Here is a 22130-nt window from a genome sequence, read left to right as displayed (position 1 = left end):
TGTCGCAGTCAGGCGTGCCTGGGCGGATGCGCCGTCAGGCGCCGATCCACGGCAGTTTCCGGAAGCACCAGCCGTCGACTGTCTTGCGGTGGCCTTCGGCATCCTTGCCGCCCTCGAAGCCTTCGAGCAGGTCGAAGGCCTTCGTGAAGCCGGCCTGCGTCGACGCGATCGCGGCGAGCTTCGAGCGCGCGGCGCTGCGGCACAGGAACAGGATGGGTGTATCGACCGGGAGGGCCGCTTTCAGTTCATCGACGAATTCGGCGTTCGGCACGCCGCCCGGATAGCGCGTCCATTCGAGGTGCAGGTACTGGCCGTCGCCGACGAGCGGGCGGCCGATCCAGTCGAGTTCGGCGCGGGTGCGCACGTCGACGAGGCGCGCCGACGGGTCGAGCTGCAGCAGTTCGAATGCCTCGACCGGCAGCAGTGCGCCGGCATAGTTGAGCGCGCCTTGGGCGCGGCGTTCGTCGGCCTTCGCGTAAAGCTGATCGAGCGTACTCATGGCAGGAGGTCTCCGTTTAGGTCAAACGATCATTCTAGCGCGGCAGCGCCGCGCGAATGTCCGGGGCCCCTGCGGCGCATGCATCGCCCACGCACTCACCAAAAGAGTGCAGAATGGCCTGCCTGCACCAGAATGATTCGGTCCCCACGGCGAGTCCTGTCGATTGCACCATTTAGGTGCGGTCGGACGACCGCCGGTGCGGCGCCCGGCCCCGGAATCGCGCAGCCGGGCCCTGCCGTGGCGCGGGCTGGCGCGATTCATGTCGTATCTGCGTATAGCTGGCACGGTTGCTGCTATATACAATTCGGTCGACCCGGGGCGCGCTGCGCCAAAGCCAGACTCCGGGCAGCTCGATAAACGAGGCGGTTCCCAGTCCGCCGGAATTGTTCAATCAGGAGAAGAGGTTATGAGTAAAACCGTCGCCGACGTCATGCAGCTCGTGAAGGACGAGGACGTCAAGTTTGTCGATTTCCGCTTCACGGATACGCGCGGCAAGGAACAGCACGTGTCGGTGCCGGTCTCGGCGTTTGACGAAGACAAGTTCGAAAGCGGCCATGCATTCGACGGTTCGTCGATCGCGGGCTGGAAGGGCATCGAGGCGTCGGACATGCTGCTCATGCCGGACCCGAGCGCCGCGTTCATCGACCCGTTCTATGAAGAGTCGACCCTCGTGCTGACCTGCGACGTGGTCGAGCCGGCCGACGGCAAGGGCTACGAGCGCGATCCGCGTTCGCTCGCGAAGCGCGGCGAAGCGTACCTGAAGAGCACGGGCATCGGCGACACGGCCTTCTTCGGTCCGGAGCCGGAATTCTTCATTTTCGACTCGGTCCAGTGGAACACGGACATGTCGGGCTGCTTCGTGAAGATCAACTCGGAAGAAGCACCGTGGTCTTCGGCCAAGGAGTTCGAAGGCGGCAACACGGGCCACCGTCCGGGCACGAAGGGCGGCTACTTCCCGGTCGCGCCGGTCGACACGTTCCAGGACATGCGCTCGGAAATGTGCCTGCTGCTCGAACAGCTCGGCATCCCGGTCGAAGTGCACCACCACGAAGTGGCGGGCCAGGGCCAGAACGAAATCGGCACGAAGTTCTCGACGCTGGTGCAGCGTGCGGACTGGACGCAATGGTCGAAGTACATCATCCATAACGTCGCGCACTCGTACGGCAAGACGGCGACGTTCATGCCGAAGCCGGTCGTCGGCGACAACGGTTCGGGCATGCACGTTCACCAGTCGATCTGGAAGGACGGCCAGAACCTGTTCGCGGGCAACGGCTACGCCGGCCTGTCGGAACTGGCGCTGTTCTACATCGGCGGCATCATCAAGCACGCCCGTGCGCTGAACGCGATCACGAACCCGACGACGAACTCGTACAAGCGTCTGGTCCCGCACTTCGAAGCACCGGTCAAACTCGCTTACTCGGCGCGCAACCGTTCGGCATCGATCCGCATTCCGCACGTGTCGAACCCGAAGGGCCGTCGCATCGAAACGCGCTTCCCGGACCCGATGGCGAACCCGTACCTGTGCTTCACGGCGCTGATGATGGCCGGTCTCGACGGGATCCAGAACAAGATCCATCCGGGCGAAGCCGCCGACAAGAACCTGTACGACCTGCCGCCGGAAGAGGATGCAAAGATCCCGACCGTCTGCGCAGGCCTCGACCAGGCACTGGAAGCGCTCGACAAGGATCGCGAGTTCCTGACGCGCGGTGGCGTGTTCACCGACGGCATGATCGATGCGTACCTCGCGCTGAAGGAGCAGGAGCTGGCGAAGTTCCGCATGACGACGCATCCGATCGAGTTCGAGATGTACTACTCGCTGTAATCGGCGATGGCGCTTCGATTCAGCGCCGTCCTGCCGGTTCGTTCCCGTCGCGCGGCCTGCGGCGGGAACCGCGGAGTCTGAAAGGGGACGGCGTCCAGCCGTCCCTTTTTTGTTCCGAAAATTTCAATTTTCCGACCCGGTAACGCGCGACGACACGCACGATGGCTCTGAAGAATCTCATCAAGGCGAAGACGGGGCAGCCCGAGCGACTGACGGAAGACGAGCGGCTCGCTCGCTCGGGCCTGCTTGCCGGGCTGGAAGCGCTGCCGACGGTCGTGATCGTGCTCGACCGCAAGACGCTGCGGGTCGCGTTCGCGAACCCGTCCGCGGAGGCGATGCTCGACATCTCGCGCCGGCAGCTCGCGCAGCGGCCGTGGGGCGAGATCTTCCCGAACGCGAACGCGCTCGCGTCGACGATCACCGCGATCGGCGAGGAGCGCTTTCACGCGACGCATCTCGATACCGTGCTCGACCGGCCCGGCCGCGAACCGCTGCACGTGCATGCGATCGTCGGCTTCCTCGAGACCGCGCCCGATTTCGTGCTCGTCGAGCTGTTCGAGAACGAACGGCAGTCGCGCACCGATCGCGAGGAGCGCATCCACGACCTGACCGCGGTCAACAAGCAACTGATCCGCAACCTCGCGCACGAGATCAAGAACCCGCTCGGCGGCATTCGCGGCGCAGCCCAGCTGCTCGAATTCGAATTGAGCGAGCGCGAGCGCGGCGAGTTGCGCGAATACACGCAGGTGATCATCAAGGAGTCCGACCGCCTGCAGACGCTCGTCGACCGGTTGCTGGAGCCGCACCGGCATCCGCACATCGTCGGCGACGTGAACATTCATGAAGTGTGCGAACGCGTGCGCGCGGTGATGCTGGCGGAATTTCCGCGCGGGCTCACCATCGAGCGCGACTACGACGTGAGCGTGCCGGACCTGCGCGGCGACAAGGAGCAGTTGATCCAGGCGCTGCTGAACATCGTGCGCAACGCGGCGCAGGCGCTGCGCGAACGGATCGCGCAGGGCGACGCGAAGATCGAGCTGCGCACGCGCGTCGCGCGCAAGGTAACGATCGCGAAGCGCCTGTACAAGCTGGCACTGGACTTGCACGTGGTCGACAACGGGCCCGGCATTCCGGAGGAGATCCGCGACCGGATCTTCTACCCGCTCGTGTCCGGGCGCGACGACGGCAGCGGCCTCGGCCTCACGCTCGCGCAAACCTTCGTGCAGCAGCACGACGGGATGATCGAGGTCGAGAGCCGGCCCGGCCGTACCGAATTTCAGATCCTGCTGCCGCTCGACCATTGAGCGGCAGCATGGCGATTCACCGGATTCACCAATACCTGACCGACCTATGAAGCCGATCTGGATAGTAGACGACGATCAATCGATCCGCTGGGTGCTCGAAAAGGCGCTCGCCCGGGACAGCTTCGCGACGAAGAGCTTCGCGAACGTGCGCGACGCGCTGGCCGCGCTCGACCACGAGACGCCGCAGGTGCTCGTGTCCGACATCCGGATGCCGGGCGGCTCCGGCCTCGAGCTGCTGCAGGCGATGCACGAGCGCCTGCCGGGCCTGCCCGTCATCATCATGACGGCGTTCTCCGATCTCGACAGTGCCGTCGCGGCGTTCCAGGGCGGCGCGTTCGAATATCTTGCGAAGCCGTTCGACGTCGACAAGGCGGTCGAGCTGATTCGCCGCGCGGTCGAGGAAAGCCTGCGCGGCGGCGCGCCGCAGGACGAGCGCGTCGCCGAGGCGCCCGAGATGCTCGGCCAGGCACCCGCGATGCAGGACATGTTCCGCGCGATCGGTCGCCTGTCGCATTCGGCCGCGACCGTGCTGATCACCGGCGAGTCGGGCACCGGCAAGGAGCTCGTCGCGCGTGCGCTGCACCGTCACAGCCCGCGGGCGAACGGGCCGTTCATCGCGCTGAACACCGCGGCGATTCCGAAGGACCTGCTCGAATCCGAACTGTTCGGTCACGAGCGCGGCGCGTTCACCGGCGCGCAGACGACGCGCCAGGGCCGCTTCGAGCAGGCCGAGAACGGTACGCTGTTCCTCGACGAAATCGGCGACATGCCGTTCGACCTGCAGACACGCCTGTTGCGCGTGCTGTCGGACGGGCAGTTCTATCGGGTCGGCGGCCACAACCCGTTGCGTGCGAACGTGCGCGTGATCGCCGCGACGCACCAGAATCTCGAGTCGCGTGTGCGGCAGGGGCTGTTCCGCGAGGACCTTTACCACCGGCTCAACGTGATCCGGCTGCGGCTGCCGCCGCTGCGCGAACGCAGCGAGGACATCGCGCTGCTCACGCGCCACTTCCTGCAGAAGAGCGCGCGGGATCTCGGCGTCGAGCCGAAGCGTGTGTCCGACGAAGCGCTCGCGTATCTGACGTCGCTCACGTTTCCCGGCAACGTGCGGCAGCTCGAGAACCTCGCGAACTGGCTGACCGTGATGGCGCCCGCGCAGACGGTCGAGATCAAGGATCTGCCGCCCGATCTCGTGCCGGCAGGCACACCGGTGGCTGCGACGGCCGATGGTACGGATGCGCACGCCGGCACCGGCGTGAGCGCTGGCGACATCGCGCGCGTGCAGCCGGCGGCCGGTGCGATGCCGTTGGCGGCCGTGCCCGTCGCGGCCGCGCCGAACGGCGCGCCGGCCGGCTATCCGATGTGGGAAAGCGGGCTGCGCACGGAGGTCGCGCGGCTGTTGCGCGAGAACTCGGCCGACGTGATGGACGAGCTCGCGCGCCGCTTCGAGGCGGCCGTGATCCGCGAGGCGCTCGACTTCACGCGCGGCCGCAAGGTCGAGGCGGCGGAGCGGCTCGGCATCGGCCGCAACACGATCACGCGCAAGATCCAGGAACTGCATCTGGAGCCGTAAGTACTCGTCGCGGCATGCGCGTGCATCGCGCGCATGCCGCGATCGGACATAATCGCGGTTTGCCGTCACGTGCGCACCCGTCATGTCCGATTCCTTCCGCTGGCCCGCCGGGGCCGATCCCTTCCGTTTTCTCGAAGCGCTCGACAGCAAGCGCGCCCGCGCGTGGGTCGATGAGCAGAACGCGCGAACGCGTGTTGCGCTGCGCGACGACGAGGCGTATCGCGCGCTCACCGCGCGGCTCGCGCAGGCGTATCTGCCGCGCGAACGCCCGGTGATTCCGACCCGCTGGCGCGACTGGGCGTACGACCTGTGGCAGGACGATCTCCACCCGAAGGGACTGTGGCGCCGCGCACGCTGGGACGACTGGCGCGCGGGCCGGCCCGAGTGGGAAACGCTGCTCGACGTCGACGCGCTCGGCGCGCAAGAGGGCGAGTCGTGGGTGTTCGAGCAGGACGCGATCCTGTATCCGGACGGCGACCGTGCGTTGCTGTCGCTGTCGCCGGGCGGCGCCGACGCGGTCGTCGTGCGCGAATTCGACCTGGTGCAGCGCCGTTTCGTCGACGGCGGTTTCACGATCGACGAGCCCGGGAACCACACGGTCGGCTGGATCGATCGCGATACCGTCTACGTGAGCTGGGATCGCGGCGACGCGCATACGACCGCCGCCGGCTATCCATACGAAGCGCGCCGCTGGGTACGCGGCACGCCGCTCGCCGATGCGCCGGTCGTGTTCCGCGGCGAACCCGCCGACATCAGCGCGGGCGCGGGGTTCGATCCGATCGACGGCCGCCACGTCGCATGGCGCAGCGTGGACTTCTTCGACGCGCATGCCTACCGTCTGACCGACGCGGGCGAGTGGGCGCGCTACGACGTGCCGACGCACGTCGAGGTCGGTTTCTGGGAAGGCTGGCTGATGCTGGAGCCGCGACTCGACTGGGACTGCGGCGGTGTGCGTCACGCGGGCGGCTCGCTGCTCGCGATCCGCGAGCAGGCGTTCCTCGCCGGGTCGCGCGAATTCATGACGCTGTTCGAGCCGCGAGCGTCGACGTCCGCATGCACGTGGACGCACACGCGCACGCTGCTGATCGCGAGCTGGCTCGACGACGTGCACAACCGCACGATGCTGTGGCAGCCGTGCCAGGGCGATGATGGCGCATGGACGTGGGACGCGCGGCCGTTCGAGTGGCCGGGCGATGCGCAGATCGACGTCGAGCCGGTCGAGTCGACGCTGAACGACGATGTGTATGTGGACGTCGATACCTATCTCGATCCGCCCGAATGCTGGCTCGCCGATCTGGCCGATCGCGCGGCCGATGCGCCGTCGCGCCACGTGCTGCTCGACCGTCCGCCGGTGCGGTTCGATGCGGCCGGGCTCGTCGTGCGTCGCGCGAATGCCCGCTCGCGCGACGGCACGGTCGTACCGTACACGCTGATCGGGCCGCGTGACGCACTCGATGGACCGGATCACGTCGACGTCGGCGCCCGCGTCGCGCGGCCGTGCCTGCTGTCAGGCTATGGCGGCTTCGCGATTCCGAACCTGCCGGGCTACAGCGATGCACTCGGCATCGCATGGCTCGAACGCGGCGGCGTTGCGGCGTTCGCGCACATCCGCGGCGGCGGCGAATTCGGGCCGGGCTGGCACGTCGACGCGCAGCGCGAACATCGGCAGCGCTCGTTCGACGACTTCATCGCGGTGGCCGAGGACCTGATCCGCACCGGCGTGACGACGGCCGCGCAGCTCGGTATCGAGGGCGGCAGCAATGGCGGGCTGCTGGTCGGGGCCTGCATGGTGCAGCGTCCGGAACTGTTCGGCGCGGTGCTGTGCCGCGTGCCGCTGCTCGACATGCGGCGCTATCCGAAGCTGCATGCGGGGGCCGCGTGGCTCGACGAGTACGGCGATCCGGACGATTCGCGCGAGGGCGCGGCACTGGCCGCCTACTCGCCGTACCACCGCGTGCGCGAAGGTGTCGTGTATCCGCCGCTGCTGCTGACGACGTCGACGCGCGACGACCGCGTGCATCCCGCGCATGCACGCAAGATGGCCGCGCGCATGCATGCGCTCGGACACGAACGGGTGTGGTACTGGGAGAACACCGACGGCGGCCACGGCAGTGCCGACGACCTGGAGCGCGCCGAATCGGATGCGGCGGAGTTCGGCTTCCTGTGGGCCCATCTCGGGCCCGCGCCCGCGCGCGGTTGAGCGCGGGCGCGAGCGGGCAGGGGGCGCTCAGCCGACGATCGCGACGACCGGTGTATGGTCGGACGGCTGTTCCCACGTGCGCGGTGTGCGGTCGACTTCGCACGACGTGCAGGTGGCGGCGAGCGCCGGCGACAGCAGGATGTGGTCGATGCGCAGCCCCGCGTTGCGGCGGAACGCGAACATCCGGTAGTCCCACCACGTGAAGGTCTTCTCGGGCTGCTCGAAGCGGCGGAACGCATCGACGAAACCGAGCTCGATCAGCTTCGCGAAGTGCGCGCGCTCCTGCGGCGACACGAGGTTCTGGCCTTCCCATTTCGCCGGGTCGTGCACGTCGCGGTCTTCCGGCGCGATGTTGTAGTCGCCGAGCAGCGCGAGCTTCGGGTGGCGCTGCATTTCGGTGCTCAGCCATGCATGCAGCGCGTCGAGCCACTGCATCTTGTAGACGAACTTGTCGGAGTCGGGTGCCTGGCCGTTCGGGAAATACGCGGATACGATGCGCACGCCGTCGACCGTCACGGCCACGACGCGCTGCTGCGGATCGTCGAAGCCGGGGATGTTGCGCACGACGTCCGATTCGTCGACGGCGAGCGTGTCGCGCGCGAGGATCGCGACGCCGTTGTAGGTCTTCTGACCCGCGAACCAGCTGCGGTAGCCGATCGCCTCGAGATCGGCGCGCGGATACTTCTCGTCCGGCAGCTTCAGTTCCTGCAGGCACAGCACGTCGGTTCCGCTTTGCACGAGCCAGTCGAGCACGTGCTGCTTGCGGACGTTGAGCGAGTTGACGTTCCAGGTGGCGATTTTCATGAACGGGAATGCGTGCGGGGTGAATGCGAAGGCCGCCATCTTACCGCGAGCACGGGGCGCGAACGTGCGCGACACGCGATGCGAAGCACGCGCCGTGCATGGAGATATCGATGACCTGCGAAGAAATTGTGACAAAGGTATTGACGTGAGTGCTTCATCACCCTATAATTTATTTCTCTGACGCGGGGTGGAGCAGTCTGGCAGCTCGTCGGGCTCATAACCCGAAGGTCGTAGGTTCAAATCCTACCCCCGCAACCAAGCACACCAGACGATGTGCAGCGCAAGTGACCGATGCGCGCTTCGTCGACAGGAACCCGGCCCCGTGCCGGGTTTTTTGTTTTCAGCCCGCCGCCCACTCGACCGCCGCCTTCGCATGCAGCGCGGTCGTATCGAACACCGGCAGCGGCGAATCGTCCGCGCCGATCAGCAGCGTGATTTCCGTGCAGCCGAGAATCACGGCCTGCGCGCCGCGTTTCGCCAGTTCGTCGATGATCGCCACGTAGGTCGCGCGCGATCCGGCATCGATCACGCCGTGACACAGCTCGTCGTAGATGATCCGGTGCACGTCACCGCGCGCGGCTTCGTCCGGCACCCGCACGTCGAGGCCGAACTTGTCGCGCAGGCGCGCCGCATAGAACGGCAGTTCCATCGTGTAGCGCGTGCCGAGCAGCGCGACGCGCTCGACGCCCGCGGCGCGCAGCGCGGCGCCGGTCGGATCGGCGATGTGCAGGAACGGCAGCGCCACCGCGGCCTCGATCGCGCCGTGCACGCGGTGCATCGTATTGGTCGTCAGCACGACGAGATCGGCGCCGGCGGCTTCGAGCTGACGCGCGGCATCGGCCATCCGTTCGCCGAGCGCGACCCAGTCCTGCGCGCGCTGCAATGCTTCGATCTCCGCGAAATCCACCGTGACCAGCACGCTCTTCGCGTTGTGATGCCCGCCGTGCAGCGCCTTCGAATGGCGATTGATCATCCGGTAGTACTCGGCCGACGATTCCCAGCTCATCCCGCCGATCAGTCCGATCGTCTTCATCCGTCACCTGTGCGTTTCATATCTCGTGGCAGACGAGTATAGGGGCCGGCCCGCGCGTACGGCGGTACGATCGCGCGAAGCGGACCGGTAAGGCACTGATGGCCGGAGGTTGCCGGGGAGGGCGGGAGGGGCCTCGGGTGGCCGGCCGCGCCCGGCAGCGGCCGAACGCGGCAGCACGCGACAGTTGAAACGGGCACTGTGTTTTTGTACAGTATCGACACCGTGAACCTGACCATCATCCCGCCTGCCGATCCGCGCGTGCCGCCGCCCGGCGACGCGCCGCCGCGCGTGCGCAAGATCATCCACTGCGACTGCGATTGCTTTTACGCATCGGTGGAGATGCGCGACGACCCGTCGCTGCGCAACCGGCCGCTCGCGGTCGGGGGCCGGCCCGACCAGCGCGGCGTGATCGCGACCTGCAACTACGAGGCGCGGCGCTATGGCGTGCATTCGGCGATGTCGTCGGCGCTCGCGATGCGCAAGTGTCCGGACCTGCTGATCCTGCCGTCCGCGATGGACAAGTACCGCGCGGCATCACGGCAGATCATGGCGATCTATCGCGACTATACGCACGACGTCGAACCGCTGTCGCTCGACGAGGCGTATCTCGACGTCAGCGGTTCCGAACTGTGCCAGGGCAGTGCGACGCTGATTGCGCGGGAGATTCGCCAGCGCGTGTACGACACGGTCGGCGTGACGGTGTCGGCGGGCGTCGCGCCGAACAAGTTCATCGCGAAGATCGCGTCCGACTGGAACAAGCCCGACGGCCTGTTCGTCGTGCGCCCGCATGAAGTCGATGCGTTCGTCGCGGCGCTGCCGGTGCGCAAGCTGCACGGCGTCGGCCAGGTGACGGCCACGCGTCTCGACCGGCTCGGCATCCAGACCTGCGCGCAGTTGCGCGACTGGTCGCTGATCGACCTGCATCGCGAGTTCGGTGCGTTCGGCCGGCGGCTGTACCAGCTCGCACGCGGGATTGACGAGCGGCCGGTGCGGGCGGACCAGGAGCGCAAGTCGGTCAGCGTCGAGACCACTTACGTCACTGACCTGACGACGCTCGAGCAATGCGCGGACGAGATCCGTCGCCTCGTCGTGCAGCTCGACGCGCGGATCGCGCGCGCGGGCGCGGCCCGCTCGATCCGCAAGCTGTACGTGAAGATCCGCTTCGCCGATTTCCAGCGCACGACGGTCGAATGCGTGGCCGACGCGACGAATGCGCAGACGGCCGTCACGCTGCTCGCGAAGGGGCTGCAGCGGCGCGCGCAAGCCGTGCGGCTGCTCGGCGTCGGCGTGCGCATCGACGAGGACACGGCCGAGCGTCACGGGCAGTTTTCGCTGTTCGACGACGCAGCCGACCACGCCGGCAACGAAACACCGGCGCCATGAAAAAAGCACCGCCGAAGCGGTGCCTTTCGATGCAGCCGGACGAGCCGGGCAGCGCGCGCTCAGTGCGCGGGGGCGGCCATCCCGTTGTGACGCAGCAGCGCGTCGATTTCCGGCTCGCGGCCGCGGAATGCCTTGAACGAATCCATCGCCGGCCGGCTGCCGCCGACTTCGAGGATCTCGCGGCGATAACGCGTGCCGGTCGCCGCGTCGAGCACGCTGCCGCTTGCGGCGGCCGCTTCCTCGAACGCGGCGTATGCGTCGGCCGACAGCACCTCGGCCCACTTGTAGCTGTAGTAGCCGGCCGCATAGCCGCCCGCGAAGATGTGGCTGAACGTGTTCGGCCAGCGCGAGAACGCGGCCTGCGGGATCACGTGGTAGCGCTCGTTGATCTCGCGCGCGAACGCGTTCACGCCGGTTGCGCCGGCCGGGTCGAAGTCGACGTGCAGCAGCATGTCGAACATCGAGAACACGATCTGGCGCAGCGTGCCGAGGCCGCTCTGGAAGTTCTTCGCGGCGATCATCTTGTCGAACAGCTCGCGCGGCAGCGCGGCGCCCGTATCGACGTGCGACGACATCGACGACAGCACATCCCATTCCCAGCAGAAGTTTTCCATGAACTGCGACGGCAGCTCGACCGCATCCCATTCGACGCCGTTGATGCCCGACACGCCGAGCTCGTCGACGCGCGTGAGCATGTGATGCAACCCGTGGCCAAATTCATGGAACAGCGTGATGACCTCGTCGTGGGTGAAGCACGCGGGCTTGCCGCCGACTGGTGCCGAGAAGTTGCAGGTCAGGTACGCGACCGGCGTCTGCACGGTGTCGCCGCGCTTGGCGCGCGCACGCGCATCGTCCATCCACGCGCCGCCGCGCTTGCCTTCGCGTGCATACAGGTCGAGATAGAACTGCGCGACGAGCGAGCCGTCGCGGTTCTCCACGCGGAAGAAGCGCACGTCCTTGTGCCACACCGGTGCGTCGTCCGGCTTGATCCGCACGCCGAACAGCGTTTCGGTGACGGTGAACAGGCCCTTCAGCACGGCCGGCTCCGGGAAGTACTGCTTGACCTCGTTTTCCGAGAACGCGTAGCGCTGCTGGCGCAGCCGCTCGGCCGCGAACGCGACGTCCCACGGCGCGAGCTCGGTCAGGCCGAGTTCCTTCGCGGCGAACGCGCGCAGTTCGTCCCAGTCCTTGTCCGCGTGCGGACGCGCGCGTGTCGCGAGATCCTCGAGGAATGCGATGACCTGTTGCGGCGATTCGGCCATCTTCGGCGCGAGCGACACTTCGGCGAAGTTGCGGTAGCCGAGCATCTGCGCTTCTTCGCGCCGTAGCTTCAGCTCGTCCGCGACGATCGCCGTGTTGTCCCACTCGGCCTTGCCGCCGCCGTACTGCGGCCCGAGTTCGGATGCGCGCGTCGCATACGCGCGGTACAGCGTCTCGCGCATCGCGCGATTCTCGGCGTACTGCAGCACCGGGAAGTAGGACGGGAAATGCAGCGTGAACTTCCAGCCTTCCTTGCCTTCCTTCTGCGCGGCTTCGCGGGCCGCTTCGATCGCGTCGCCCGGCAGGCCGGCCAGCTCGGCCTCGTCCAGCGAGAAATACGCATATGCGTTGGTCGCGTCGAGCACGTGATCGGAGAATGCCTTCGACAGCGCGGCCTGCTGCTCCTGCAGTTCCGCGAAGCGCGGCTTCCGGTCTTCCGGCAGCTCGGCGCCCGACAGGCGGAAATCGCGCAGTGCGTTGTCGAGGATCTTCTTGCGCTCGGCGGACAGCGTCGGGTATTCGGCGCTCGCGGCGATCGCCTTGTACTTCTCGTACAGCGCGAGGTTCTGGCCGACGCTCGACCAGAATTCGGTCACGCGCGGCAGGTTTTCGCCGTACGCGGCGCGCAGTTCCGGCGTATCGGCAACCGCGTTCAGGTGGCCGACGACGCCCCATGCGCGCCCGAGCGGCTCCGTCGCCTGCTCGACCGTTTCGACGATCGCGGCCCAGGTCGCCGGCGTCGCGGGCGCGCTCGCGGTGTCGACCGCGCGGTTGGCGGCATCGAGCAGCGTATCGAGCGCGGGCGTCACGTGTTCCGGACGAATCTCGCCGAAGCGGGGCAGGCCGGAGAAATCGAGGAGCGGATTGGGATTGGCGCTGGCGGACATTAAGACTCCCTGTCTGTTGCCGGATGAACCGGGGTGAAAAGGGTGAGGCGCGATGCGGCGGCGCCCGATATCGACATTATTGGGGCGCATCGCGCGCTTTCCAATCGTTAGTTTCTAACGACGCGATTGGATGCGGTCGACGCGGGGTCGGACAGGGGTGAAACGCAGCGAGTTCAGCCGTGCGGCAGTGTGACGGCGCGGCCGCGACGGCGGCCGGCGAGATGCCGGCGCACGAATGCGCGCCGGCTGGGCAGGCGGGGCGATCGGGTGGCGATCAGGCGGCCGCGGCGGCGCGTTCGGCGGCTTCGATCGTGTTGATCAGCAGCATCGTGATGGTCATCGGGCCGACGCCGCCCGGCACCGGCGTGATGTGGCCGGCGACTTCCTTCACGCCGGCGAAGTCGACGTCGCCGCACAGCTTGCCCGCGTCGTCGCGGTTCATGCCGACGTCGATCACCGTCGCGCCGGGCTTGACCATGTCGGCCGTCAGGATGTTGCGCTTGCCGACCGCGGCGACCACGACGTCGGCCTGACGCGTGTGCGCGGCGAGGTCGCGCGTCTTGCTGTGGCAGATCGTCACGGTCGCGCCGGCTTCGAGCAGCAGCATCGCCATCGGCTTGCCGACGATGTTCGAGCGGCCGATCACGACGGCGTTCGCGCCCTGTAGCGGGATGTCATGCGCTTCGAACATCTTCATCACGCCGTACGGCGTGCACGGGCGGAACAGCGGCTTGCCCGTCATCAGCGCGCCGGCGTTCGCGACGTGGAAACCGTCGACGTCCTTCTCCGGCGCGATCGCCTCGATTACCTTGTGGCTGTCGATGTGCGCGGGCAGCGGCAGCTGGACCAGGATGCCGTGGATCTTCGGGGCGCGGTTCAGTTCGTCGATGCGCGCGAGCAGGTCGGCCTCCGACAGCGTGTCCGGATACGCATCCTTCTGCGAGAAGAAACCGTTGTCCTCGCACGCCTTGATCTTGTTGCGCACGTAGACTTCGCTCGCCGGGTTCGCGCCGACGAGGATCACCGCGAGGCCGGGCTGGTGGCCGCGCGCGGTCAGCGTGGCGGCGCGTTCGGCGGCCTGCGCGCGCAAGGTCTTCGAGAGGGCGTTGCCGTCGATGAGGAGGGCTGTCATGGTGGTGGGTCCTGCCGGGAAGTTGGAATGCGGGCGTACGACACCTGAAGCGCCGCAGCAAAGCACGCAATTATACCGTTCGCTTGCTGTCGTCCGACAGCAAATACACGGGAAGCGTCATGGCGGCGGTGCCGGCGCGCCGGGAGGAAGCGCCGGGCCATGCCGCGCGAGTGGGCCGCATTGCGCGGCGCGGTGGCGCGGCCGGCCGGGCAGGTGCCCCGCGGCCGCGCAACGTTCAGGCCTGCTTCTTCGACAGCGCGAGGCGCAGCAGATCGGCGACCGTGTTGACGTTGAGCTTTTCCATGATGTTCGCGCGGTGCGCTTCCACCGTCTTGATGCTGATCCCGAGATCGTCGGCGATCTGCTTGTTCAGGCGGCCGGCGATGATCCGCTCGAGCACCTGCTGCTCCCGCGCGGTCAGCTTCGACAGGCGCTCGCTCGCGGCGCGCTGTTCCTGGACGCTCTTGCTTTCGCTTCGGGCCTTGTCGAGCATCCGCTCGACGAGCTTGCGCAGCTCGGCCTCGTCGAACGGTTTCTCGATAAAGTCCATCGCACCCTTTTTCATCGTCGACACCGCCATCGGCACGTCGCCGTGGCCCGTGACGAAGATGATCGGCAGCGCGGCGTTGTCGGCGATCAGGCGCTCCTGCAGTTCGAGGCCGCTCATGCCCGACATCCGCACGTCGAGTATCAGGCAGGCGATCTGGCCGGCCTGCTGCGCCGGCTGGTAGGCATCGAGGAACTGCTCGGCGCTCGAGAAGCATTGCACGCGATAGCCGTTCGCCTCCAGCAGCCAGCGCAGCGAGTCCCGTACGGCTTCGTCGTCGTCGACGACGAAGACAGTTTCCTGAGTGGTGGTGACAGGGCTATTCATAGTTCTCCCGTAACGGTATGTGATGCCGATGCCTCGCGCCCCCCTTGGCCGAGATCAGCGGGTTCCCCAATGGGCAGGCTGCAGTGGAATGTCGCGCCGGAAATGCGGCCGTCCGGTTCGACATTGTTGACCACCCACAGACGCCCCCGATGCGATTCGATGATCGAACGGCAGATGTTCAGCCCCATGCCCATGCCGTCGGACTTGGTGCTGTAAAACGGTTCGAACAGGCGTTCGGCGGTCGCTTCGTCGACGCCCGGACCCTGGTCGATCACGCGGATGTCGACGAAACCCGCCTCGATGTCGGCGACGACGCGGATCATGCCGTCCGCCGACGCCGGCTTCACGTCGGCCATCGCCTCGGCCGCGTTCTTCATCAGGTTCACGAGCACCTGCTCGATCAGCACGGGGTCGACATAAATAATAGGCATTCTTGCGAGGATTTCCGTGACGATCCGGATCCTGCGCTTCCTGGCCTCGATTTCGGCGAGCCCGACCGCGTCGGCGACGATGTCCGCGACCCGCGCCGGCTGGCGCTTCGGCTCGCTGCGCTTCACGAATTCGCGGATCCGCTTGACGATCATCCCCGCGCGCAGCGCCTGCTGCGCGGTCTTTTCCAGCGCGGGCTGCAGCGTCTCGGGCGTGCCGCGGCCGCTCTTCACGAGCGCGAGCGTGCCCGAGCAGTAGTTGTTGATCGCGGCGAGCGGCTGGTTCAATTCGTGAGCAATCGACGACGCCATTTCACCCATCGTCATCAATCGGCTCGTGAACTGCAGCTTCTCTTCCTGCTGGTGCGCGAGTTCCTGCGCCTTCTTGCGGGTCGTGATGTCGGTCGCGATCTGCATCTGCGCGAGGTGGCCGTCCACCCACTGGATGTACTGGCGGCGCACCTCGAACCACTTCTGGATGCTCTCGACGTACACCTCCTGCGCGTCGGCCGTGCTGCTCGTCAGCGCAGCCGCCGGCAGGCCCGCGAACGCGTCGACCATGTCGATCGAGTCGGACGACGCCTGCGCGCGGTCGAAGCCGCCGCCCGACAGCTCGAGGTGGCCGTCCGGGCGAATTCCGAACAGGTGGCGGTAGTAGCGGTTCGCGAACAGCAGTTCGGCTTCGTCGGCGGCCAGCACCGACACCGCGGCGTCGAGGCTTTCGAGCACCGTCGTGAAGCGCTCGTGCGCGGCCGCGAGTTCCTCGCGCGCGCGCTTCGGTTCGGTGATGTCGGTCATCGACGACATCCAGCCGGTCTGTCGGCCGGAGCTGTCGATCAGCGGCGACACGTAGAGGCGCGCATGGAACAGCGTGCCGTTCTTGCGCCGCACGCGCAGCTCGAAGCCCGAACTCGGCGCCTTGCCGCGCAGCGTCATGTCGAGCTGGCGCTGCATTTCAGGATACGAGTCGCGCGGCCAGTACGGAAACGGTGCGACCTTGCCGACGAGGTCGGTCTCGTCCCAGCCCGTCATCCGGCAGAACGCGGGATTCACGTGCGTGATGCGGCCGTGCATGTCGAGCACGCGCATGCCGATCAGCACCGAGTTCTCCATCGCGCGGCGGAAAAACGCCTCCGCATACAGCGCCTGCTGCGCCTCGAAGCGCTGGCGCGTGTGCTTCCACAGGCTCCAGAGGCTCCACAGCACGAAGCACGACAGCCCGGCGACGAGCCACACGAGCGTGTTGTTGGTCAGGTTCGTGAGCTGCGGGAACGCGTACACGCGCACGGTCAGCCCCTGGCCGGGCGGATCGAGCGGCAGGTCGTAGTGGGAGTCGCGCGGCAGGCGCGGGCGCGTCGATGTCGACGACAGCTCGCGGTTGTTCGAGTCGGTGATCGAGATCTTGTACTTCGACGACAGCTCCTGCGGGATGTCGTGCTTCAGGATCCCTTCGACCGAGAACACCGCGGCGATCGAGCCGAGATACTCGCGGTCGCCGCGCATCACGGGCGTCTGCAGCGTGATGAAGCCGTTGCCGAAGTCGTCGTAGATCAGCGGAGAATAGGCCTGGCGGCGCGTGCTGTGCGCCTCGTCGTACGCGCCGCGCACGGCGTCCTGCATCTGCGCGTCGCCGGGCTTCGCGAGCCGCTGGCCGAGCAGCGGCGGGTGCACGGTCGGCCAGCGCTGCACGCCGGGCGCGGTGTACCAGTTCAGATAGAGGATTTCCGGATGCGTCTGCATCACGTCCGCGACGGCCATCTGGAACGCATTCTGGTCGAGGCGGCCGGACGCGAGATCGCGCGACAGCGCCTGCAGCTGCTCCTGCGCGCCGGTCATCGACAGGCGGATCTGCTGCTGCGCCCACGCGACGTTACGGAACAGGGTGTCTTCCTGCTGCTGCTGTTCGCGGCGATTGAGGCTCCATAGAATCAGGCTCATCACCACGAGGAACACGAGGATCGACAGCAGCGGCGTCAGCAAATAGGAGTTGGACCACCACGGTCCGTGGTGCCAGCGGGACGGCTGCGACTCCGCCGGCGGGCCCGACGGTCGCGCCGAGCGTGCGAAAAGCCGATCGGTCAACATGGCAGGATTGTAGCGCAGCGCAATACATGGAAAACCCATACCGGATATGTTGAACGGAAACGAATTTGTGCGCGCGGCGCGCGCCGCAGAGGCCCGAAGCATGGGTGCGGCGCAGCAATATTCCACATTACGAGAAAAGATCTCATAATTCGAAAATTCTGTTGCGCGTGGCCGTACACGCTCATTACAATCCGTCGGAGCTTGCCCGCAGCCGGTCGCGTCGCGTCGTCTGCACGAGAGCGATCTTCACATTCCAGGACCCAGGAGACGAGAATGTCCGCTGTACCGAACGAAGTGATGAAATATGTCGCCGCCGAACGTGACGACGACCCGCAAGAAACCGTTGAATGGCTCGAGTCGCTCGACGGCGTGATCTCCTCCGTGGGCACCGGCCGCGCGCATTACCTGATCGAAAAGCAGATCGAATTCGCCCGCATGCACGGCGAACACCTGCCGTTCTCCGCCAATACCCCGTACATCAACACGATTCCGGTCGAAGCCCAGGCGAAGATCCCGGGCGACCAGGACGTCGAGCACCGCATCCGTTCGTACACGCGCTGGAACGCGCTGGCGATGGTGCTGCGCGCAGGCAAGGACACGAACGTCGGCGGCCACATCGCGTCGTTCGCATCGGCCGCGACGCTCTATGACGTCGGCTACAACCACTTCTGGCACGCGGCGTCCGACCAGCACGGCGGCGATCTCGTGTTCGTGCAGGGCCACTCGTCGCCGGGCGTGTACTCGCGCGCGTTCCTGCTCGGTCGCCTGTCGGAAGAGCAGCTCGACAGCTTCCGCCAGGAAGTCGACGGCAAGGGCATCTCGTCGTACCCGCACCCGTGGCTGATGCCGGATTTCTGGCAGTTCCCGACCGTGTCGATGGGTCTCGGCCCGATCATGGCGATCTACCAGGCGCGCTTCATGAAGTACCTGGAATCGCGCGGCATCGCGAAGACGGAAGGCCGCAAGGTGTGGGCGTTCCTCGGCGACGGCGAGACGGACGAGCCGGAATCGCTCGGCGCGATCGGCATGGCGAGCCGCGAGAAGCTCGACAACCTCGTGTTCGTGATCAACTGCAACCTGCAGCGTCTCGACGGCCCGGTGCGCGGCAACGGCAAGATCATCCAGGAACTCGAATCGGAATTCCGCGGCGCCGGCTGGAACGTGATCAAGGTCATCTGGGGCAGCCGCTGGGATGCGCTGTTCGCGCGCGACAAGTCGGGCGCGCTGATGCGCCGCATGATGGAATGCGTCGACGGCGAATACCAGACGTACAAGTCGGAGTCGGGCGCGTACGTGCGCGAGCATTTCTTCAACTCGCCTGAACTGAAGGCGCTCGTCGCCGACTGGTCGGACGACGACATCTGGGCGCTGAACCGCGGCGGCCACGATCCGCACAAGATCTACGCGGCATTCCACGAAGCCACGAACACGAAGGGCGCGCCGACCGTCATCCTCGCGAAGACCATCAAGGGCTACGGGATGGGCGAGTCGGGCCAGGCGATGAACATCACGCACCAGCAGAAAAAGCTGCCGGTCGAGCAACTGAAGAAGTTCCGTGACCAGTTCCGCCTGCCGATCACCGACGAGCAGATCGCCGACGTGCCGTACCTGAAGTTCGAGGAAGGTTCGAAGGAACTCGAATACATGCGCCAGAAGCGCATGGACCTCGGCGGCTACCTGCCGCACCGCCGCGAGAAGGCGACGTCGCTGCCGGTGCCGGCGCTCGACGCGTTCGAGCCGCTCCTGAAGGGCACGGGCGAAGGCCGCGAGATCTCGACGACGATGGCGTTCGTGCGGATCCTGAACATCCTGCTGAAGGACAAGGCGCTCGGCAAGCGCGTCGTGCCGATCGTGCCGGACGAATCGCGTACGTTCGGCATGGAAGGCCTGTTCCGCCAGATCGGTATCTGGAACCAGGAAGGCCAGAAGTACGTGCCGGAAGATTCCGACCAGCTGATGTTCTACAAGGAATCGCAGACCGGCCAGATCCTGCAGGAAGGCATCAACGAAGCGGGCGGCATGTGCGACTGGATCGCGGCGGCGACGTCGTATTCGACGCACGGCGAGATCATGGTGCCGTTCTACATCTTCTATTCGATGTTCGGCTTCCAGCGGATCGGCGACCTGGCATGGGCGGCGGGCGACATGCGCTCGCGCGGCTTCCTGCTCGGCGGCACGGCGGGCCGCACGACGCTGAACGGCGAAGGCCTGCAGCACGAGGACGGTCACTCGCTCCTGTGGGCGGCATCGGTGCCGAACTGCGTGAGCTACGACCCGACGTTCGGTTACGAACTCGCGGTGATCGTCCAGGACGGTCTGCGCCGCATGGTGCAGGACCAGGAAGACGTGTACTACTACATCACGGTGATGAACGAGAACTACGAGCACCCGGCGATTCCGCAGGGCGAGCACGTGGCGGCCGACATCATCAAGGGCATGTACGCGTTCAAGAAGGCCGATGCCGACACGAAGGCACCGCGCGTGCAACTGCTCGGCGCGGGCACGATCTTCAACGAAGTGATCGCCGCCGCCGAGCTGCTGAAGAACGACTGGGGCGTCGCCGCCGACCTGTGGAGCGTGCCGAGCTTCACCGAACTCGCGCGCGAAGGTCACGAAATCGAGCGCTGGAACCTGCTCCATCCGACCGAAGAGCGTCGCCTGTCGCACGTGCAGAAGTGCCTGAAGGACACGCAGGGCCCGGTCATCGCGTCGACCGACTACGTCCGTGCGCTGGTCGACCAGATCCGCGGCCAGATCGATCGCCGCTTCGTCGTGCTGGGCACCGACGGCTTCGGTCGTTCGGACACCCGCGAGAAGCTGCGTCACTTCTTCGAAGTCGACCGTCACTGGGTCACCGTCGCCGCGCTCAACGCGCTGGCCGACGAAGGCACGATCGAGCGCAAGGTGGTCGCTGACGCGATCGCCAAGTACAACCTCGATCCGTCGAAGCCCAACCCGATGACCGTTTAACGCACACGCGCCGTGTGATGCCGCGCGCCGCTTCCGGGAGGGGCGCGCGCGGCCATGGAGACACAAAAAGATGAGTCAAGCGATCGAAGTGAAGGTGCCGGATATCGGCGATTACAAGGACGTGCCCGTCATCGAGGTGCTCGTGAAGGTGGGTGACACGGTCGAGCCCGAGCAGTCGCTCGTCACGCTCGAGTCGGACAAGGCGACGATGGATGTCCCGAGCCCGGCAGCCGGCACGGTCAAGGAAGTGAAGATCAAGGTGGGCGATTCCGTGTCGGAAGGCTCGCTGATCATCCTGCTCGACGGCGCCGCCGCGGCGCAGGTGAACGGCGCGGCGGCGCCGGCAGCAGCCCCCGTCCCGGCGGCAGCGCCGGCACCGGCTGCAGCGGCACCGGCTGCCGCACCGGCAGCATCGGGCGGCACGCTCGAGGTGAAGGTGCCCGACATCGGCGACTACAAGGACGTCCCGGTGATCGAGATCGGCGTGAAGGTCGGCGACACGGTCGAGAAGGAGCAATCGCTCGTCACGCTCGAGTCGGACAAGGCGACGATGGACGTGCCGAGCCCGGCCGCCGGCGTCGTGAAGGAAATCAAGGTCAAGGTGGGCGACTCGGTGTCGGAAGGCACGCTGATCGTGCTGCTCGACGCTGCCGGCGCACCGGCTGCTGCAGCACCGCAGGCAAGCGCACCGGCGCCGGCCGCTGCCGCGCCGGCACCCGCCGCCGTACCGGCACCCGCGCAGGCTGCGCCGGCTCCGGCTGCTGCCGCGCCGGCCGCCGCACCGTCGGGCGAGTACCGCGCGAGCCACGCATCGCCGTCCGTGCGCAAGTTCGCACGCGAACTCGGCGTCGAAGTCACGCGGGTGCAGGGTACCGGTCCGAAGGGCCGCATCACGAAGGAAGACATCACCGGCTTCGTGAAGGGCGTGATGACGGGCCAGCGTGGAGCACCGGCCGCGGCAGCCGCGCCGGCAGGCGGCGGCGAGCTGAACCTGCTGCCGTGGCCGAAGGTCGACTTCTCGAAGTTCGGCCCGTTCGAGGCGAAGCCGCTGTCGCGCATCAAGAAGATCTCGGGCGCGAACCTGCATCGCAACTGGGTGATGATCCCGCACGTCACGAACAACGACGAAGCGGACATCACCGAGCTCGAAGCGCTGCGCGTGCAGCTGAACAAGGAGCACGAGAAGGCGGGCGTGAAGTTTACGATGCTCGCGTTCGTGATCAAGGCGGTCGTCGCCGCGCTGAAGAAGTTCCCGACCTTCAACGCGAGCCTCGACGGCGACAACCTGGTGTTCAAGCAGTACTACCACGTCGGTTTCGCCGCGGATACGCCGAACGGCCTCGTCGTGCCGGTGATCCGCGACGCGGACAAGAAGGGCCTCGTCGATATCGCGAAGGAAATGGCCGAGCTGTCGAAGGCCGCGCGCGACGGCAAGCTGAAGCCGGACCAGATGCAGGGCGGCTGCTTCTCGATCTCGTCGCTCGGCGGGATCGGCGGGACGAACTTCACGCCGATCATCAACGCGCCGGAAGTCGCCATCCTCGGGTTGTCGCGCGGCCAGATGAAGCCGGTGTGGGACGGCAAGCAGTTCGTGCCGCGGCTCACGCTGCCGCTGTCGCTGTCGTATGACCATCGCGTCATCGATGGCGCGGAAGCCGCGCGGTTCAATGCGTATCTCGGCGCGTTGCTTGCCGATTTCCGTCGCATCATTCTTTGATGAGCTGAGGGCTCTCGCGGGGGCGTGGTTTTTTGTCGGTTCGCCATGCCCCGTCGTTGAACCTGTTTTGCTAACGGTCTGCTAGCGTCGCCCCTGCGCGGGGCGGCGGTCACTTTTCTTTGTCTTCCAAAGAAAAGTAACCAAAAGAAAGGCGCGTCC

The 22130-nt window shown here is 66.7% G+C and carries 14 protein-coding genes and 1 tRNA gene; 8 read left to right on the top strand and 7 right to left on the bottom strand.

The features are described 5' to 3' along the window. Positions 1–34: 34 nt before the first annotated feature. A complete protein-coding gene (locus tag DIE06_RS33010) occupies positions 35–499 on the bottom strand; it encodes a rhodanese-like domain-containing protein (RefSeq protein WP_124665027.1) in 465 nt (154 codons plus the stop codon). 406 nt (positions 500–905) lie between these two features. Here DIE06_RS33010 and glnA point away from each other — a divergent pair, with 406 nt between their 5' ends. The 4 genes from glnA (at position 906) to DIE06_RS32990 (ending at position 7398) form a co-directional block, all read left to right on the top strand. Continuing rightward, positions 906–2321, top strand: coding sequence for a type I glutamate--ammonia ligase (gene glnA / locus DIE06_RS33005; RefSeq protein WP_124665026.1), 1416 nt, complete (start codon positions 906–908; stop codon positions 2319–2321). Positions 2322–2482: 161 nt separating this feature from the next. After that, positions 2483–3625, top strand: coding sequence for a nitrogen regulation protein NR(II) (gene glnL / locus DIE06_RS33000; RefSeq protein ID WP_185733535.1), 1143 nt, complete (start codon positions 2483–2485; stop codon positions 3623–3625). Between the two features lie 46 nt (positions 3626–3671). Continuing rightward, a complete protein-coding gene (ntrC, locus tag DIE06_RS32995) occupies positions 3672–5198 on the top strand; it encodes a nitrogen regulation protein NR(I) (protein ID WP_124665025.1) in 1527 nt (508 codons plus the stop codon). Positions 5199–5280: 82 nt separating this feature from the next. Further along, entirely contained in the window at positions 5281–7398 is a 2118-nt protein-coding gene (locus tag DIE06_RS32990; protein WP_124665024.1) for a prolyl oligopeptidase family protein, read from the top strand. A 27-nt stretch (positions 7399–7425) separates the two neighbouring features. Here DIE06_RS32990 and xth read toward each other — a convergent pair whose 3' ends face one another. Further along, positions 7426–8202, bottom strand: a complete 777-nt coding sequence (xth, locus tag DIE06_RS32985) for an exodeoxyribonuclease III (protein ID WP_221624080.1) — start codon at positions 8200–8202, stop codon at positions 7426–7428. Positions 8203–8383: 181 nt separating this feature from the next. Here xth and DIE06_RS32980 point away from each other — a divergent pair. After that, a tRNA-Met gene (locus tag DIE06_RS32980) sits at positions 8384–8460 on the top strand. A gap of 82 nt (positions 8461–8542) precedes the next feature. Here the strand turns inward: DIE06_RS32980 and DIE06_RS32975 are convergent. Continuing rightward, positions 8543–9235 (bottom strand): aspartate/glutamate racemase family protein, encoded by a 693-nt coding sequence (locus DIE06_RS32975; protein WP_124665022.1) that lies wholly within the window; start codon positions 9233–9235, stop codon positions 8543–8545. Between the two features lie 198 nt (positions 9236–9433). Between DIE06_RS32975 and dinB the strand changes: the two genes are divergently transcribed. Further along, positions 9434–10618, top strand: a complete 1185-nt coding sequence (gene dinB / locus DIE06_RS32970; RefSeq protein WP_124665021.1) for a DNA polymerase IV — start codon at positions 9434–9436, stop codon at positions 10616–10618. Between the two features lie 59 nt (positions 10619–10677). Here dinB and DIE06_RS32965 read toward each other — a convergent pair whose 3' ends face one another. The 4 genes from DIE06_RS32965 to fixL form a co-directional block, all read right to left on the bottom strand. Further along, entirely contained in the window at positions 10678–12765 is a 2088-nt protein-coding gene (locus DIE06_RS32965; protein WP_124665020.1) for a M3 family metallopeptidase, read from the bottom strand. Positions 12766–13039: 274 nt separating this feature from the next. Continuing rightward, entirely contained in the window at positions 13040–13897 is an 858-nt protein-coding gene (gene folD, locus DIE06_RS32960) for a bifunctional methylenetetrahydrofolate dehydrogenase/methenyltetrahydrofolate cyclohydrolase FolD (RefSeq protein ID WP_124665019.1), read from the bottom strand. A gap of 235 nt (positions 13898–14132) precedes the next feature. Continuing rightward, the gene (gene fixJ, locus DIE06_RS32955) at positions 14133–14771 is read right to left on the bottom strand and encodes an oxygen response regulator transcription factor FixJ (RefSeq protein WP_006493245.1); all 639 of its coding nucleotides are present in this window, start codon (positions 14769–14771) and stop codon (positions 14133–14135) included. Then, the gene (gene fixL, locus DIE06_RS32950) at positions 14768–17284 is read right to left on the bottom strand and encodes an oxygen sensor histidine kinase FixL (RefSeq protein ID WP_124614557.1); all 2517 of its coding nucleotides are present in this window, start codon (positions 17282–17284) and stop codon (positions 14768–14770) included. The genes fixJ and fixL overlap by 4 nt, the downstream gene beginning before the upstream one ends. A 273-nt stretch (positions 17285–17557) precedes the next feature. Between fixL and aceE the strand changes: the two genes are divergently transcribed. After that, positions 17558–20254, top strand: coding sequence for a pyruvate dehydrogenase (acetyl-transferring), homodimeric type (gene aceE / locus DIE06_RS32945; RefSeq protein WP_124665018.1), 2697 nt, complete (start codon positions 17558–17560; stop codon positions 20252–20254). A gap of 70 nt (positions 20255–20324) precedes the next feature. Then, the gene (aceF, locus tag DIE06_RS32940; RefSeq protein WP_124665017.1) at positions 20325–21971 is read left to right on the top strand and encodes a dihydrolipoyllysine-residue acetyltransferase; all 1647 of its coding nucleotides are present in this window, start codon (positions 20325–20327) and stop codon (positions 21969–21971) included. Positions 21972–22130: the final 159 nt, after the last annotated feature.

This window comes from Burkholderia sp. Bp8998 (genome assembly GCF_003854235.1).
Classification (GTDB): Bacteria; Pseudomonadota; Gammaproteobacteria; order Burkholderiales; family Burkholderiaceae; genus Burkholderia.
This window is presented reverse-complemented; position numbering and strand designations above follow the sequence as displayed.

What these genes read in the sequence shown, in the direction of transcription:
- DIE06_RS33010 (WP_124665027.1), bottom strand. Translation starts at nt 499, where the DNA reads ATGAGTACGCTCGATCAGCTTTACGCGAAGGCCGACGAACGCCGCGCC.
- glnA (WP_124665026.1), top strand. Translation starts at nt 906, where the DNA reads ATGAGTAAAACCGTCGCCGACGTCATGCAGCTCGTGAAGGACGAGGAC.
- glnL (WP_185733535.1), top strand. Translation starts at nt 2,483, where the DNA reads ATGGCTCTGAAGAATCTCATCAAGGCGAAGACGGGGCAGCCCGAGCGA.
- ntrC (WP_124665025.1), top strand. Translation starts at nt 3,672, where the DNA reads ATGAAGCCGATCTGGATAGTAGACGACGATCAATCGATCCGCTGGGTG.
- DIE06_RS32990 (WP_124665024.1), top strand. Translation starts at nt 5,281, where the DNA reads ATGTCCGATTCCTTCCGCTGGCCCGCCGGGGCCGATCCCTTCCGTTTT.
- xth (WP_221624080.1), bottom strand. Translation starts at nt 8,202, where the DNA reads ATGAAAATCGCCACCTGGAACGTCAACTCGCTCAACGTCCGCAAGCAG.
- DIE06_RS32975 (WP_124665022.1), bottom strand. Translation starts at nt 9,235, where the DNA reads ATGAAGACGATCGGACTGATCGGCGGGATGAGCTGGGAATCGTCGGCC.
- DIE06_RS32965 (WP_124665020.1), bottom strand. Translation starts at nt 12,765, where the DNA reads ATGTCCGCCAGCGCCAATCCCAATCCGCTCCTCGATTTCTCCGGCCTG.
- folD (WP_124665019.1), bottom strand. Translation starts at nt 13,897, where the DNA reads ATGACAGCCCTCCTCATCGACGGCAACGCCCTCTCGAAGACCTTGCGC.
- fixJ (WP_006493245.1), bottom strand. Translation starts at nt 14,771, where the DNA reads ATGAATAGCCCTGTCACCACCACTCAGGAAACTGTCTTCGTCGTCGAC.
- fixL (WP_124614557.1), bottom strand. Translation starts at nt 17,284, where the DNA reads ATGTTGACCGATCGGCTTTTCGCACGCTCGGCGCGACCGTCGGGCCCG.
- aceE (WP_124665018.1), top strand. Translation starts at nt 17,558, where the DNA reads ATGTCCGCTGTACCGAACGAAGTGATGAAATATGTCGCCGCCGAACGT.
- aceF (WP_124665017.1), top strand. Translation starts at nt 20,325, where the DNA reads ATGAGTCAAGCGATCGAAGTGAAGGTGCCGGATATCGGCGATTACAAG.